This is a genomic window from Microbacterium sp. cx-55, from assembly GCF_021117345.1.
Taxonomy (GTDB): domain Bacteria; phylum Actinomycetota; class Actinomycetes; order Actinomycetales; family Microbacteriaceae; genus Microbacterium.
Map to the genome: position 1 here is coordinate 2,647,240 of NZ_CP088261.1, position 14,802 is coordinate 2,662,041.

Sequence of the window (14,802 nt, forward strand, 5' to 3'; positions counted from 1 at the left end):
CCCGGTACCCGCTCCCAGCGCCTGTGCGCTCAGTCGCGCCCGCCCGCTCAGTCGCGGGCCGCGCGGCCGGCGGCGAAGCCCTCCGCGTAACCTTCGGCGAGCGCCTCGTCGGTGCCGAGGCGGAACATGTCGGCCGGGCCGGTGCGAACCAGGGTCCGCGCCCCGGGGGTATCGACCTCGGGGGTCACGTACTCCGCCATCCCGCGGACGACCGCGACGGGACGACCCGTCGCCTTGCCCTTCACGAGATCGGATGCCGCGGCCATCTCATCTGCCACCACCGGCACCGTGACGAGCAACGGACGCCCTTGCGCGTCGGTCTCGCCGCGCAGATCGTCAACGACCTGGACCCCGGCCGCGCCGATCGCGATGTCGGTCTGCCCGAGCCGCCACGCGCGACCGAGCGTGTCGCTCACGATGACGCCGAGCGGCACGCCGAACCGTTCGCGGAGCGCCGCACAGAGCGCGCGGGCCGACGCATCCGGATCCACCGGCAGCAGCAGCACCGTGCCCTCGGGAGTGTTCGACGCGTCGACGCCGGCGGCCGCGCCCACGATGCCGAGCCTGCTCTCGACGATCCGCGTCGTGCCACGGGTCGCGACGACCCGCACGGTCTCCGCCGTGATGGCGTCTTCGCGGTCGGATGCGGGCAGCATCCGCCCCTCCGCCTTCGACACGATCTTGCTCGTCACGACGAGAATGTCGCCGTCGCGGATGCCATCCGCATCCGCCGCCCACGCGTCGCCGATCAGCTGAGCGAGGTCGTCGTCGCCGGTCACCTCGGGGATGCCGTCCAGCGCCCAGACCTGCATGCGGCGTGCACTCATCCGTTCATCGTTCCACACCGCGGACGCCGAGCGCGGCGCGCGCCCTGCGCCACGGCCCGCCCGGAAGATACGCTTCAGGCGTGACCGAACGCGCTCCCCTCTCCCGCAAGTTGTCCGCCATCGCCGAGTCCGCGACCCTCAAGGTCGACGCGAAGGCCAAAGCCCTGCAGGCGGCGGGACGCCCCGTCATCTCCTACGCGGCCGGCGAACCCGACTTCGCCACCCCGCAGTTCGTGGTGGATGCGGCAGCGGAAGCACTGACCAACCCGGCCAACTTCCGGTACACCCCCGCCGCCGGGCTGCCCGTGCTGCGCGAGGCCATCGCCGCGAAGACGCACCGCGACTCGGGTCTCGACGTCGAGCCCAGCCAGATCATCGTCACGAACGGTGGCAAGCAGGCGGTGTACCAGGCGTTCCAGGCGGTCGTGAATCCGGGCGACGAGGTGCTGCTGCCGGCCCCGTACTGGACGACCTACCCGGAGGCGATCCGCCTCGCCGACGGTACGCCGGTCGAGGTCTTCGCGGGCGCGGACCAGGACTACAAGGTCACCGTCGACCAGCTCGAAGCGGCCCGCACCCCCCGCACGACCGTGCTCGTGTTCGTGTCTCCTTCGAACCCGACCGGCGCCGTGTACACGCCCGAAGAGACCCGCGCGATCGGCGAGTGGGCACTGCAGCACGGCATCTGGGTCATCACCGACGAGATCTACCAGAACCTGGTCTACGAGGGTGCGCGAGCGGTCTCGATCGTCGAGGCCGTGCCCGAACTGGCGGGCCAGACCCTGCTCGTCAACGGCGTCGCGAAGACGTACGCCATGACCGGATGGCGCGTCGGCTGGATGATCGGCCCGAAGGACGCCATCAAGGTCGCCGCCAACCTGCAGTCCCACCTGTCGAGCAACGTCAACAACATCGCCCAGCGCGCGGCGCTCGCCGCGCTCACCGGGCCGCAGACGGAGGCGGAAGAGATGCGGGTCGCCTTCGACCGCCGCCGCCGCCTGATCGTGTCGGAACTCGCCAAGATCGAGGGCGTTGCTGTGCCGAACCCGCTCGGCGCGTTCTACGTCTACCCCGACGTGCGCGGACTCCTCGGCCGCGAGTGGGCGGGCAGCACTCCGACCACGAGCCTCGAACTCGCCGACCTCATCCTGGAAAAGGCCGAGGTCGCGGTCGTGCCCGGCGAAGCCTTCGGCCCGTCCGGCTACCTGCGGCTGTCGTACGCGCTCGGCGACGACGCACTGCTCGAGGGCGTGCAGCGCCTGCAGACGCTCTTCGCCTGAGACGCTCTTCGGCTGGGCGGCTCCTCGCCTGGGGGCGCTCCTCGCCTGGGGGGCGCTCCTCGCCTGGGGGCGCTCCTCGCCTGGGGGCGCTCTTCGCCTGGGGGGGCTCCTCGCCTGGGCGGCTACATCCGCATCCACTCCAGTCGTCGGATCGGACGCGGACTCACCGCCTCAACCGTCACAAACCGTGTACACCAGCCCCACCGATCCGACGACTGCGGAACCACTACGGCCGCGCGGGCACTGTCGTGCCGCGTCGAGCGGCGGTCGCCCTCGTCCGGCGTCGCTGACGCGTCGCCGGCGCCTACCGGCAGCACCCGCCCCAGTCGTCGGATCAGACGCGGACTCACCGCCTCAACCGTCACAACCGTGCACACCAGCCCCACCGATCCGACGACTGCGGAACCACGCGGGCCGCTCGGGCACTGTCGGGGCTCACGGGCCGCCCTCGACGTCGCGGCGGGCACACCGCACACCGCACCCGGCGCGCCCCGCCGGGGCCTAAAGCTCGACGCCGACCAGCACGGGTTCGGGCTGCAGGATGAGTCCGAACTCCTGCTGCACCCGCTGCTGGATGAACCGGGCGAGCTCGGCGAGCTCCTCGGCCCTCGCCCCGCCGCGGTTCGTCAACGCGAGCGCGTGCTTCGACGAAACCGCCGCACGCGAGCGCGGCAGGTGGAATCCCTTGCCGATCCCCGCGTGTTCAATGAGCCACGCGGCGCTCACCTTCACCTGCACGGGCTGATCGACAGCAGGGGGCACGTAGCCGTCGAAGCTGTCGAGCGGAATGATCCGCATCGGCTCGATCACGGCCTGCATCGGCCAGCGCGGGCACGCGTCCGGAAGCGTGCGGGCGAACCGCTCCGACACGATCGCGTTCTGGAAAAACGAGCCGGCGGATGCGGTGTCGGCGTCCGTGGCATCGAGCACCATGCCCTTGCGGCGACGCGTCGCGAGCACGTGATCGCGCACCCAGGCGAGCGTCACGGTCGCACCGGGTGCGAGCCCGAGCGCCTGCCGCAGCTGTTCGCCGCGGATGGGGAACTCGCCGTGTCCGACCTCGACGAGTTGCAGCGTCACCGAAAGGATCACCGCACGGCGCGCGGGCACCGAACCGTAATGGTGCTTGAGTACCGAGGTGCGGAATCCGAGCTCGAGGTCGGCCGCCGGTACGACCGAGATCTCACCGGTTGCCTCGTCGATGAGTTCGACCTCGACGAGCGTCTCGGAGATGTCTTGCCCGTACGCGCCGACGTTTTGCACGGGAGCGGCGCCCACGGTGCCCGGAATGCCCGACATCGCCGCGATGCCCGACAGCCCCTCGGCCACGGTGTACGCGACGAGCTCATCCCAGTCGTGTCCCGCCTGAACGCGCAGGCGCACGGTCCCCTCGGGGCCGCCGCCGACTCGTTCGATGCCGCGCGTGAGCATGCGGACGACGGTGCCGTCGAAGGGCTCATCGCCGACCAGCAGGTTCGATCCGCCACCGATCACGAACCACTCGTCACCCGCGGCCCAGATCGACCGCAGCGCCTCCACGAGCTCGTCGCGCGTGCGCGCTTCGGCCATGCTCGTGGGCGCCGCGCCGGTCTGCAGCGTCGTGAGCCGCGAAAGCGGGAGGGGGTCGATCTCGGTCATCTCAGACCAGCCGGATCCGCACCTGCGCCTTGCCGAGCACGGTCGTGTCGGCGTGCGTCACGGTGAGGTCGATGCGGGCGGACTCGTCGTCGAGCGCGCCGACGGTCGCGACGACGCGCACATCGGCGCCGTCCTCCGGGTGCACGACCACGGGCCGGGTGAACCGCACGCCGTACTCCGTGATGCGTCCGGAGTCCTCGAGCCAGGGCACGAGCGTCTCGATCGAAAGGCCCATCGTCAGCATCCCGTGGGCGAGCACACCCGGCAGTCCGACGCGGGCCGCCACGTCGTCGCGGTAGTGGATGGGGTTGAAGTCTCCGGATGCGCCGGCGTACCGCACGAGCGATTCACGCGTCAGGTGCACGTCGCGTTCTGCGACGACCTGTCCGATCTCGAGCACGTCGCTCACTCTTCTCCCCCGATCAGCAGGACCGAGGTCGTGGTGACGACGTGGGCGCCGTCCGCATCCGTCACGTCGGCCTCGCTCGTGACCATCGCGCCCTTGCCGATGGCGCGGACGCCGGTGACCCGCAGCCGGGCGACCAGTTCGTCGCCGGCGACGATCGGACGCGAGTAGCGGAACCGCTGCTCGGCGTGGATGGCGCGCTCGAGCACGATGCCGGAGTCGGGCTCGGCGAGCAGCTGCTGCATCGTGAGATCTTGGATGACCATCGCGAACGTCGGCGGAGCGACCACGTCGGCGTACCCGAGGGCGGCGGCGGCGCTCACATCGGTGTGCTGAGGATCCGTGGCGAAGACGGCGCGAGCGAACTCGCGCACCTTCTCACGGCCGACGAGGTACGGCGGCGTCGGCGCGAAGGCGCGACCGAGCAGCTCGGGATTCACGGGCATACCATCATCCTACCGAGCGGTTCCGACGGCGCTCCGGCCCGGCGCCGGACGAAACCGCTGACGCCCGACCACGGCGGATCACCGCTGACGCCCGAGCACGGCGGATCAGCGCCGACGCCCGAGCGCGGCGGATCAGCGCTGACGGCCTCGGATCGCCTTGATCGACATCTGCGTGCCGATGAACACGAGGAACGCCGCGAACAGGATGTTGGCGACCGCGGGGTCGAGGAGGGTCGCGATCCAGGCGCCGAGCGCCGTCGTCGTACACGCCGCGATGCCGACGGTCGCGGCGGCCACGAGGTCCACGTTCTTCCGCCGCAGGTTGCCGATCGTGCCCGACACCGCGGTCGGAATCATGAAGAGCAGCGACGTGCCCTTGGCCTGCAGGTCGCTCGCACCGAACAGCAGCATCAGGATCGGCACGACGATGACGCCGCCGCCGACACCGATGAGTCCAGCCATGATGCCGGTGAACACGCCGACGACCACGAGCGCGACGCCCGACCAGATCGTCAGTTCGATCTCGGAGTCACGCGAAGGAACCACGATGAACAGACTCACGATGACGACGACGATGAACGCGACGAAGCCCCAACGCAGCGCCGTCTGCGAGATGCGCGGCAGCAGCCAGGTACCGATCTGCGCCCCGACGACCGCGCCGACGGCGAGCAGGATGGCGGGAACCCACGCGACCGAGCCGTGCACCGCGTAGGAGATGACGCCCACGGTCGCGGTCGGCACGATCGCGGCGAGCGACGTGCCGGCGGCGAGCCGCTGATCGAACTTCAGGAACATCACCAGCAGCGGCACGATGACCGTTCCGCCGCCGACGCCGAAGAGTCCGGAGAGGAGGCCGGCCAGCAGGCCGGTGCCGATGCAGGCCGCGAAGAATGCGGGGGTACGCGCGGCGAACACGCGTGCGGGGGCGTCTGTCACGGAGGCGAGCCTACCGCCGTCGCCGACCTCGGTCGGTCCGCCGTCGCTGCGTTTCGCGCCGAAAGGCGCTCACGGGCTGCGATGACGGACCGACCGGGCTCACGCGTTACTGGACGGACCAGCCGCCGTCGGAGGCGAGGATCGCACCGTTGATGTTCACACCGTCATCCGACAGCAGGAACGTGATGGATGCGGCGAGCTGCTCCGCGGTCGCGATCGTCGGGATCGCGGACTGGAACGGCTGCAGCCGCGCCTGACCGGCTGCCGACACGTTCGGGGGGAACGGGATGCCGGTCGCGACGCCGCCGGGGGCGACCGCGTTGACCCGGATGCCGGCCGGGCCGTACATGAAGGCCGCCGACTTCGTCATCCCGACGACGCCGTGCTTGGAGACGGTATAGGCGTTGCCCGACGCGTTGCCGCGGAGCCCGGCTTCGGAGGCGACGTTCACGATCGAGCCGCGACCGGCGTCGACCATCGCGGGCAGCACCGCACGGCTGAGCTTGAAGGAGCCGGTCAGGTTGACCCCGATCACCCGGTCCCACATCGCGTCGGTCGTCTCGTGCAGCGGCGAGAAGTCGTCGTTGATGCCGGCGATGTTCGCGAGCGCGTCGATGCGCCCGCCGGCGGCCGCGACGATCTCGTCGACCGATTCCTGCCGGGTGATGTCTCCGGCGACGGTCACGATGTCCGCATCCGGCAGTTCCGCCGAGAACTCCGCGAGACGCTCCGCCGAGATGTCGACGGCGACGACCTTGCCGCCCTCGCGCGCGACGCGCGACGCCGTGGCCCGCCCGATTCCGGATGCCGCGCCGGTCACGATGACGGTCTTTCCGGCGAAGCGGCCGGAGGACAGGCGCTCGACCCAGCCCGCCGCCTCCGATTCTTCGGGGATGACTCCGCCGTTCACGGCGCGGACGAGGTCGTCGATCACCGATTGCGGCAGCTGACCCTGGCTGAGCGCGACGAGTTGCTGCAGCGGCAGTCCCTTGACGGGCGCGAAGCTCTCCTCGGTGCCGCCGGACTGCGCGAGCAGCCCGCGGACCAGGTCGCCGCCGACCGGGTGCTCGAGCCAGGCTCCGATGGTGCTGTTCGCGGTGAGGACGGTGTTGTCTCTCATGATTGTTCCTTTCGTAGTGGTGCTGCCTGCTCACGCGGACACCCACGGCATGAGGGTTTAATCCCGCGCGGGAAATACTACGCTGGGGCGAGTGGGAACTCCAAGTGAATCCGAGAGCGCTGTGCCGCAGCGGCGCGGCCGCGGCGAACGTGCCGGCCTCGACCGCGCCACGATCCTCGCCGCCGCACGCACGGTCGATGCCGCCAAGCTCACGATGCAGGGCCTGGCCGACCTCCTCGGCGTCGACCGCAAGGCGCTGCACCATCACGTGAGCGGGCGCGAAGCCCTCCTCGAATTGCTCGCCGAAGACACCTTCCTCGCCAGGATGAGCGCGGTCGGCATCCCGGACGACGCCTCCTGGAAAGACGCCTGCCGCATCTTCGCCGACGCGATGCGGCGCGCGCTCGTCGACTCTGGCCCGCTCATGTCGCACTTCCGGGTCTCATCGCAGGTGACCCTCGCGTCGGTGCGCCCGGCCGAGATCGTGCTGGAACGGATGCTGGCCGCGGGCTTCGACGACGATACTGCGGGCCGCGGGCTGCTCCTCCTGACCACCGTCAGCGTCGGTTTCGCGCGCGAGCAGCTCTCCGCATCCGGCGCCGACGGGCATCCGCACGTCCGGAACTTCCGCGACATGCTCGCGCACGCCGACGCGGACGACCTGGGCGCGCTGCGCCGACTCGACCGCCGGGACTTCGACGCCTACGGCGACGAGCAGTTCCGCTTCGACATCGACGCGTTCCTCACGGCGATGTCGACGTACATCCCCTGACACCTCACATCACGACACCCGCCGACGGGCTGGCGCGGAGGATCAGCGGAGCGTGCGCCGGGCGCTGATCTGACCCGTGTCGAAGCCCATCAGGTGCAGGCCGCCGTGGAAGCGCGCGTGCTCGATCTTGATGCAGCGATCCATGACAACCGTGAGGCCCTTCGCCTCGCCGTCGCGGGCCGCATCCTCGTTCCAGATACCGAGCTGCGCCCACACCGTCGGCGCGCCCACGGCGAGCGCATCGTCGATCACCGAGGGCAGGTCGGACGCCTTGCGGAACACGTCGACGATGTCGGGCACCTCCGGGAGGGACGCGAGATCGGGGTACGCCTTCTGCCCGAGGATCACGTCGGCGTTCGGGTTCACGAAGTACACGCGGTAGTCCGAGGACTGCTGCAGGTAGGTCCCCACGAAGTAGCTGGATCGCGCGGGATTCGCGGACGCCCCGACGATCGCGACGCTCTTCGCCGCCCGCAGGATGCGGAGCCGCTCCTTCGCGGAGGGGCCCTCCCAGGTGCGCTGCGACTTCAGCAGCTTCGCGAGCGGCGAGTTCGCCGGCAGCGCGCACGTGAGACCGTTCGGGAGCCGCGTCGAAATCGTCTCCGCCTCGGTGGCGTGTCCCGGGGCGATCGAATCGGCCATCATGCCTCCTGTACGGCGGCGAGCGCCTGATCGAGGTCGTAGAGGATGTCGTCGACATCTTCGATGCCGACGCTGATGCGAACGAGCCCGGGAAGCACTCCTCCGTCGAGCAGCTGCTGCTCGGTGAGCTGCGCGTGGGTCGTGGAGGCCGGATGCAGCACCAGGGTCTTCGCGTCGCCGATGTTGGCCAGGTGGCTGGCGAGGTCGAGCGACTCGATGAACGTCTTACCCGCCGCGCGTCCGCCCTTGACGCCGAACCCGAAGACGGCGCCCGGCCCCTCCGGCAGATATTTCTTCGCGCGCTCGTGATGCGGATGCTGCGGCAGCCCCGCCCAGTTGACGTACTCCACGCGCGGGTCGGCGTCGAGCCACTCCGCGACGATGCGGGCGTTCTCGACGTGCGCCTTCATGCGGAAGGGCAGCGTCTCGACCCCTTGGGCGAGCAGGAATGCGGAGTGCGGCGCGAGCGCCGGTCCGATGTCACGCAGCTGTTCGGCGCGCAGGCGCGTGAGGAAGGCGTACTCGCCGAAGTTTCCCGACCACTCGAGCCCGCCGTAGCTCGGCACGGGCTCGGTGTACAGCGGGAACCGGTCGTTCTGCCAGTCGAATCGGCCGGACTCGACCACCACTCCGCCGAGGGTCGTGCCGTGCCCGCCGAGGAACTTCGTCGCGGAGTGCACGACGATGTCGGCGCCCCATTCGATCGGACGACACAAATACGGGGTCGCGACCGTCGAGTCGATGATGAGCGGCACGCCCGCATCGCGGGCGACGGCGGCGAGACCCTCGATGTCGGCGATCTCACCGGACGGGTTGGCCACCGTCTCGGCGAAGATCGCCTTGGTCTGCGGCGTCACGGCGGCGGCGTACGCGGCAGGGTCGGAGGAGGCGACGAACGTCGTCTGCACACCGAAGCGGCGAAGCGTGACGTCGAGCTGGGTGATCGACCCGCCGTACAGGTTCGCGCTCGCGACGATGTGGTCGCCGGCACCGGCGAGCGAGGCGAACGTGATGAACTGCGCCGACAGTCCGCTCGAGGTGGCGACGGCACCGAGGCCCTGCTCGAGTGACGCGATCCGCTCCTCGAAGGAGGCGGTCGTCGGGTTCGCGAGCCGGCTGTAGATGTTGCCGTACTTCTGCAGCGCGAAACGGGCGGCGGCATCATCCGTGTCGTCGAAGACGAAGGATCCCGACTGGTAGATCGGCAGCGCGCGGGCGCCCGTCACCGGGTCGGGGATGTTGCCGGCGTGGATGGCACGCGTGCGGAAGCCGTATTCGCGGTCTGCCATGGTGCGGACCCTTCGGGTCGGAGTCTGGGGGCCTCCCGAGCCTAGCCGCGCCGCGGATGCTGCCGGCCGATCGGCGACCCCCACCGTAATAGTGCGGCGGGGGTCAGTCCGCCGCGGCCGACTCCTCCGCGAGCGTCAGCACACGAGCGGCGGAGGCCGTCACGTGCGAGGTCGTGCGCGGATCGAGGAGGAGTGCGGATTGTCGCGCTGCCTCGACGCCGTCGACCCGGAGCTCGCCCTGGAGCAGCAGCACGAGCGATATGCCGACGAGGTCGGTCGGATCGTCGAGGGTTCGGAACGACAGGCGGGGCGGGGGCCCGGATGCGGCTGCGGTCAGCACGACCACGACGCTGGCGCCCGCGACCCGCAGCCGCGGACGCTGGAACACGATCGTGGGCGACCGCACCGACAGCGCGCGGTCGCGCCCGAGGGCCGCGACGCGATCGACCGCGTCGCCGACGCTCACCTGCGGCCCGGACAGTCCGACGATGCGTTGGTGGGTACCGGCCGGGGCGAGGAGCGTGGCCCGCGGGCCCTTCAGCTCGACGAGCTGCAATTGCCAGCGCAGGTCGAGCCCGGGTGCGGTCTCGACGTGGATCTCGCGGACGGTCCCCCGCCCGTCCTGCAGCGGCTGTCGCGGGAGCCCCCGGAAGGGGACGAGCCGCGGGAGGTCGTGAGAGCCCGCCGGGGAGCGGAGTTCAATGCCGTTCTCGGTCATCGGAAGAGCGGGTTCCCTGTCGGAAGACAGAAGTGCGGGGCGGCGAATGGACGCCGCCCCGCACTTCGTGGTGTGGGATCAGGCCTTGCTGTCGGCGAGGACGTAGCCCTCTTCGCCGTGCACGACCGTGTCGATGCCCGCGATCTCGTCTTCGTTCTTGACGCGGAAGCCGATGGTCTTCTCGATCGCGAAGCCGATGATGAAGGCGAGCACGAAGGAGTAGATCATCACGGAGAAGGCGGCGATCGCCTGCACCAGCAGCTGGGTGCCGTCACCACCGACGAAGAGGCCGGTGCCGTTGGCGAAGAAGCCGAGGTACAGCGTTCCGATCAGACCACCGACGAGGTGGATGCCGACGACGTCGAGCGAGTCGTCGAAGCCGATCTTGAACTTGAGCTCGATCGCCAGGGCGCAGACCGCACCGGCGATGAGGCCGAGCAGGATCGCCCAGATCGGGTGCAGCGAACCGCAGGCCGGGGTGATCGCGACGAGACCCGCAACGGCACCGGATGCTGCGCCGACCGAGGTGGGCTTGCCGTCCTTGATCTTCTCGACGACGAGCCACGCCAGCAGAGCGGCCGCGGGAGCGGCGATCGTGTTGACGAACGCGAGTGCCGCGATGCCGTCGGCGGCGAGCTCGGAGCCCGCGTTGAAGCCGAACCAGCCGAACCACAGGAGGCCGGCGCCGAGGAGAACGAACGGCGGGTTGTGAGGGACGTGGACGCCCTTCTGGAAGCCGACGCGCTTGCCGAGGACGAGCGCGAGAGCCAGAGCTGCCGCACCGGCGTTGATGTGCACCGCGGTACCACCGGCGAAGTCGATCGCGCCGAGGCCGAACGCTTCCTGCAGACCGTGGGTGATCCAGCCGCCGTAGGCGAAGCTGCCGTCATCGGCGAGGCCGAAGTTGAAGACCCAGCTGGCGACCGGGAAGTACACGATCGTCGCCCAGAGCGCGGCGAAGATCATCCAGGAGCCGAACTTGGCACGGTCGGCGATGGCACCCGAGACCAGCGCGACGGTGATGATGGCGAACGTGGCCTGGAAGGCGACGAAGGCGAGCGGCGGGTAGGCAGAACCCTCCGGAGCCTCGAGCAGGCTGTTCAGGCCGAGGGCCGACCAGTCGATCTGCCAGGGGGCGATGGTGCCCTCTGCGCCGGGGAAGGCGATGGCGTAGCCGTAGAGAACCCACAGCACGCCGATGAGGCCCAGCGCGCCGAAGCTCATCATCATCATGCTGATGACGCTCTTGGCCTTGACGAGGCCTCCGTAGAAGAAGGCGAGTCCGGGGGTCATCAGCAGCACGAGGGCTGCACAAATGAGTATGAAGGCGGTGTTTCCTTGGTCCATCTCGAAGAGACCTCTCTGCAGGGACGCAGGGCGTAGCGTCGGGTAGCCCACAGCTTGTCGCGCGTTCGTTTCACCGCGCGGGTCGTTGTGTTACCTGCAGGTTTCGAGAGGCCCCCTTCGTGTAAACAACAGATTGCGGGGCCCGTGGAAGGTGCCGGGCGTCTCCGGTGAGGGTGCCCGGTCGGGCCCCGATCGCCCGCGGCGACGGCAAGGCACCCGCATACCACTGCGCCCGCCCCGGGGTGTGCGGCAGGGCGGGCTCGCGCGGGCAGGATACGGTCGGCTCATCGCGAGGGCGCGGTCGGAATCCTCCGGCCGCGACTCCCCGATCGAGGGGGGCAGGCTCATGCCGTTGTTCGAACTGGAGGCCAGTCGCAGCGGGCGGCGGCGTGTGTTCTTACGCGCGCAGCTGCCGTTCCTCCTCGGCGCCCTCTTCCTCGCGCTCGTCACGTGGTTCGCGCTCCCGGATGACGCTCTGTCGCCGCTCATGGTCGGCGGCTACGTCCTCGCGTTCGCCGCGTCGGTCGCAGCGCTCTGGGTGCCGTGGGAGCAGTTCGCCCGGCCGTGGATGATGTCGGTCGCCGTCATCGACATGGCCGCCGTCGCCCTCATCCGCGCAGAGCTCCTCCCCGACCTCCCCGCGGTGACGATGCTCGCCGTCTTCCCGATCTTCTGGCTCGCCTACGGATTCCCCTGGTACGGGATCGTTGTCGCGGTGCTGGGCGCCGTGTTCATGACCTCGTTCGGCTTCTTCGTGGGCAACACCTGGCCGACGACCCCGATCGAGTGGGCACGCCTGATCACCCTTCCGGTCCTCATCGTCGGGGTCGCGGTCGTGGTGTACATCGCGGCACGGCATCTGCGGCGAAACTCCGCGCGGGTCAGAGCAGCCCAGCACGATCAGGAGATCGCCCTGCGGGCCGCGCAGGATGCCGAAGCCCTCGCACTCAGCATTCTGAACACGGTGTCCGCCGGCGTCGCGTTCTACGACGCCGACGGGCGGCTCGATGTCGCCAACGAACTCGCGCACCGGATGGTGGGGATGGTCGGGTTCCGACTCGACGAACCGCCGTATGCCGGAGACAACGTGCTCGCCGCCGACCGGCGGAGCGAGATTCCCTACGCGGACCAGATCATTCCGCGTGCGCTCCGGGGTGAGACGATCGAGGACCACGTCGAGTGGCTCGGCCCACCCGATGCGCAGGTCGCCATCATGGCGTCGGCCAGACGGGTGTACCGCGACGATGGCGAAGTGCTCGGAACGGTCGTCGTCGCCTACGACGTCACCGAACTGGCCGATGCGATCGAGGTACGCGAACAGTTCCTGCGTACGGTGTCGCACGAGCTGCGCACCCCGATGACGTCGATCACCGGGTTCCTCGACCTCATCGATGAAGCCGTGAGCCCCGAGAACGAGCGGCTGCACGGGTACATCCAGATCGTGACGCGCAAGACCGACGACCTCGTCGACCGGATCGGCGAGCTGCTGGCGGCGAACGACGACGAACGCCCGCTGGCGCGGAGCGACGTCGACCTCGTGCCGGCGATCCTTCGAGCGGTTGACGACACCCGCACGGCGGCGTCGCGGCGCGGGATGACCGTCGCGCTGGATGCTCCGGCCACGCTCGCCGCGCGGGTCGATCTCCCCCGCCTGACCGACGCGGTCACGGAGCTGCTGACGAACGCGGTGAAGTTCGGCGACGACGGCACGGCGATCACGGTCCGCGTCGGGCGCGTCGACGACCGCATCACCGTCGCGGTGACCAACCGCGGAGTCGGCATCACGCACGCCGAGCAGCGCAGGATCTTCGACCGCTTCTACCGCACCGCATCTGCGCGCTCGCGTGCCGTGCAGGGATTCGGGCTGGGACTCACCAACGCTCGCGAGGTGGTCGCGGCGCACGGCGGGCACATCCTGATCGACAGCGTTCCGGATGCGGCAACCACGTTCACGATCGACATCCCGACGGGCTGAGCGCGGAGCCGACGCGCGTGAGGCGCGAGCCCCGCGTCAGGGCTGGAGGCGCTCCGCGTCCCAACCGCCCGCGGCGGAGCGCCGGTACGACAGGCGCCGATGCATCCGGTCACGGCTGCCGTGCCAGAACTCGACGGTCTCGGGAACCAGGCGGTAGGCGACCCAGCTGGCGGGGCGCGGGACCGCGTCGCCGTAGCGATCGAGGAGGTCGTTCGCCGACTCGATCAGTCCCGCGAGGGTGGACTCCGGGCCGGCCGGGAAGGGCGCCGACTGGTGAGCGACCGCGGTGGCCGCGCGGGACTTCGGCGAACGGTCGGCGAAGAGCGCGTCGGATTCCGCATCCGTCATCCGTTCGACCGCGCCCTCGAACCGCAGCTGTTGCATCGTCTCGCGCCAGTACGCCTGCAGCGCCGCACGCGGATTCTCGGCGAGGTGGGCACCCTTGCGGCTCTCGGTCGAGGAGCCGAACACGACGCCCCGCTCGTCGAGCCGTTTGACGTCGACCGTGCGCGCCGACACGCTCCCTTCGGCGGATGCGGTCGCGAGCGTCATCGACAACGGCTCGCTCACCGCACGTTCATCGGCGAGCCGCAGCCACTCCTTCGCGAGCACCAGGGGGTCGGCGGGAGGGCGATCGAACTCCGGGAGCACGAGGCCGGCGTCGCCGGAGAGCGGAATGCGTGCGGGGTTCGGCGCGGGATCGGTCACGTCGCGACCCTACCCGCGCGCGTCACGACGCGTCGGCCGGGGCGCTCGCGTCGGTGCCCGGCAGGCGCTCGTCGGTGCCGACCGTGTCGGGGATGCCGGGAATGTCGGCCTCGGAGTGCTCCGCCTCATCCGTCGCCGCGGCCGCATCCTTCGCCGCCTCGACATCGGCCGCGCCGGGTGAGACGGCACTGCCGTCGCCGTCGGCAGCAGCGGTCTTCACCTCGTCGCTGACCGCGTCGGTGGGCGGGGCGTCGTCGTGCGTCGCGTCGTCGGCGTCGCGCGTGCGGGGCAGGTTGTCGCTCATGGGAAGCTCCTTCGTCGTGCGTCGGATGCGGCGGCCCGCGCCAGTCAGCGCCAGGGCAGGTTGAGGTCGCCGGGGTCGACATCGACGTCGCCGACGTCATCGGGTCCGCCCGTTCCGGGCTCGACCTTCACATCGTCCTCGTCGATGTCGGGATCGTTCTGCGCGGCGGGGCTGCCCTCGGCCTGCTTCTGCGCGGTCTCGGATTCGCTGGCCGGGCTGTATGCCATGTCTTTCCGGAGCGACTCCTCCTCCGAGAGCCCTTGCGCCGGGGGCGCGGGCGGCAGCTCGTCGTTCTCTCCGGCGGCGATGCGGGTGCGATCTTCAGCGTTCATGCGCCCGACGCTAGGCCGTGCCGGACGCGCGAAGGCACCCTTGACAGCGCCCGCATCCGCGC

Annotated in this window: 16 protein-coding genes; 3 read left to right on the forward strand and 13 right to left on the reverse strand. The window is 70.2% G+C overall.

What is annotated here, in order from left to right; all coding sequences use genetic code 11:
* Positions 1-47 precede the first annotated feature (47 nt).
* On the reverse strand, positions 48-827 hold the full coding sequence (locus LQ938_RS12505) for a coenzyme F420-0:L-glutamate ligase (RefSeq protein ID WP_223722743.1): 780 nt from the start codon (positions 825-827) through the stop codon (positions 48-50).
* 80 nt (positions 828-907) lie between these two features.
* On the opposite strand from LQ938_RS12505, the gene LQ938_RS12510 reads away from it, so the two are divergent.
* Entirely contained in the window at positions 908-2,107 is a 1,200-nt protein-coding gene (locus LQ938_RS12510; RefSeq protein ID WP_223722742.1) for a pyridoxal phosphate-dependent aminotransferase, read from the forward strand.
* Between the two features lie 501 nt (positions 2,108-2,608).
* Here the strand turns inward: LQ938_RS12510 and LQ938_RS12515 are convergent.
* The 5 genes from LQ938_RS12515 to LQ938_RS12535 all read right to left on the reverse strand — a co-directional run bounded on the left by LQ938_RS12515 (position 2,609) and on the right by LQ938_RS12535 (position 6,653).
* The gene (locus LQ938_RS12515; RefSeq protein WP_223722741.1) at positions 2,609-3,745 is read right to left on the reverse strand and encodes a UDP-N-acetylmuramate dehydrogenase; all 1,137 of its coding nucleotides are present in this window, start codon (positions 3,743-3,745) and stop codon (positions 2,609-2,611) included.
* A gap of 1 nt (position 3,746) precedes the next feature.
* A complete protein-coding gene (locus tag LQ938_RS12520; RefSeq protein ID WP_223722740.1) occupies positions 3,747-4,154 on the reverse strand; it encodes a MaoC/PaaZ C-terminal domain-containing protein in 408 nt (135 codons plus the stop codon).
* Entirely contained in the window at positions 4,151-4,597 is a 447-nt protein-coding gene (locus LQ938_RS12525; protein WP_223722739.1) for an FAS1-like dehydratase domain-containing protein, read from the reverse strand. The genes LQ938_RS12520 and LQ938_RS12525 overlap by 4 nt, the downstream gene beginning before the upstream one ends.
* A 132-nt stretch (positions 4,598-4,729) precedes the next feature.
* The gene (locus tag LQ938_RS12530) at positions 4,730-5,533 is read right to left on the reverse strand and encodes a sulfite exporter TauE/SafE family protein (protein ID WP_223722738.1); all 804 of its coding nucleotides are present in this window, start codon (positions 5,531-5,533) and stop codon (positions 4,730-4,732) included.
* Positions 5,534-5,639: 106 nt separating this feature from the next.
* Entirely contained in the window at positions 5,640-6,653 is a 1,014-nt protein-coding gene (locus LQ938_RS12535; protein ID WP_223722737.1) for an SDR family NAD(P)-dependent oxidoreductase, read from the reverse strand.
* A 91-nt stretch (positions 6,654-6,744) separates the two neighbouring features.
* Here LQ938_RS12535 and LQ938_RS12540 point away from each other — a divergent pair, with 91 nt between their 5' ends.
* Positions 6,745-7,425, forward strand: coding sequence for a hypothetical protein (locus LQ938_RS12540; RefSeq protein ID WP_223722736.1), 681 nt, complete (start codon positions 6,745-6,747; stop codon positions 7,423-7,425).
* Positions 7,426-7,467: 42 nt separating this feature from the next.
* On the opposite strand, the gene LQ938_RS12545 is transcribed toward LQ938_RS12540, so the two are convergent.
* The 4 genes from LQ938_RS12545 to LQ938_RS12560 all read right to left on the reverse strand — a co-directional run bounded on the left by LQ938_RS12545 (position 7,468) and on the right by LQ938_RS12560 (position 11,421).
* Positions 7,468-8,067, reverse strand: coding sequence for a CoA-binding protein (locus LQ938_RS12545; RefSeq protein ID WP_223722735.1), 600 nt, complete (start codon positions 8,065-8,067; stop codon positions 7,468-7,470).
* Positions 8,067-9,356, reverse strand: coding sequence for an O-acetylhomoserine aminocarboxypropyltransferase/cysteine synthase family protein (locus LQ938_RS12550; protein ID WP_223722734.1), 1,290 nt, complete (start codon positions 9,354-9,356; stop codon positions 8,067-8,069). The genes LQ938_RS12545 and LQ938_RS12550 overlap by 1 nt, the downstream gene beginning before the upstream one ends.
* Positions 9,357-9,459: 103 nt before the next feature.
* Entirely contained in the window at positions 9,460-10,074 is a 615-nt protein-coding gene (locus tag LQ938_RS12555) for a hypothetical protein (protein ID WP_223722733.1), read from the reverse strand.
* 78 nt (positions 10,075-10,152) lie between these two features.
* A complete protein-coding gene (locus LQ938_RS12560; protein ID WP_223722728.1) occupies positions 10,153-11,421 on the reverse strand; it encodes an ammonium transporter in 1,269 nt (422 codons plus the stop codon).
* Between the two features lie 346 nt (positions 11,422-11,767).
* Here LQ938_RS12560 and LQ938_RS12565 point away from each other — a divergent pair, with 346 nt between their 5' ends.
* A complete protein-coding gene (locus LQ938_RS12565; protein ID WP_223722727.1) occupies positions 11,768-13,396 on the forward strand; it encodes a sensor histidine kinase in 1,629 nt (542 codons plus the stop codon).
* Between the two features lie 36 nt (positions 13,397-13,432).
* Here LQ938_RS12565 and LQ938_RS12570 read toward each other — a convergent pair whose 3' ends face one another.
* Genes LQ938_RS12570 through LQ938_RS12580 form a run of 3 tightly spaced genes read right to left on the reverse strand, consistent with a single transcriptional unit; the run spans position 13,433 to position 14,740 of the window.
* Entirely contained in the window at positions 13,433-14,104 is a 672-nt protein-coding gene (locus tag LQ938_RS12570; protein ID WP_223722726.1) for a pyridoxal 5'-phosphate synthase, read from the reverse strand.
* Positions 14,105-14,126: 22 nt separating this feature from the next.
* A complete protein-coding gene (locus LQ938_RS12575) occupies positions 14,127-14,408 on the reverse strand; it encodes a hypothetical protein (protein ID WP_223722725.1) in 282 nt (93 codons plus the stop codon).
* A gap of 44 nt (positions 14,409-14,452) precedes the next feature.
* Positions 14,453-14,740, reverse strand: a complete 288-nt coding sequence (locus tag LQ938_RS12580; protein WP_223722724.1) for a hypothetical protein — start codon at positions 14,738-14,740, stop codon at positions 14,453-14,455.
* Between the last annotated feature and the right edge of the window lie 62 nt (positions 14,741-14,802).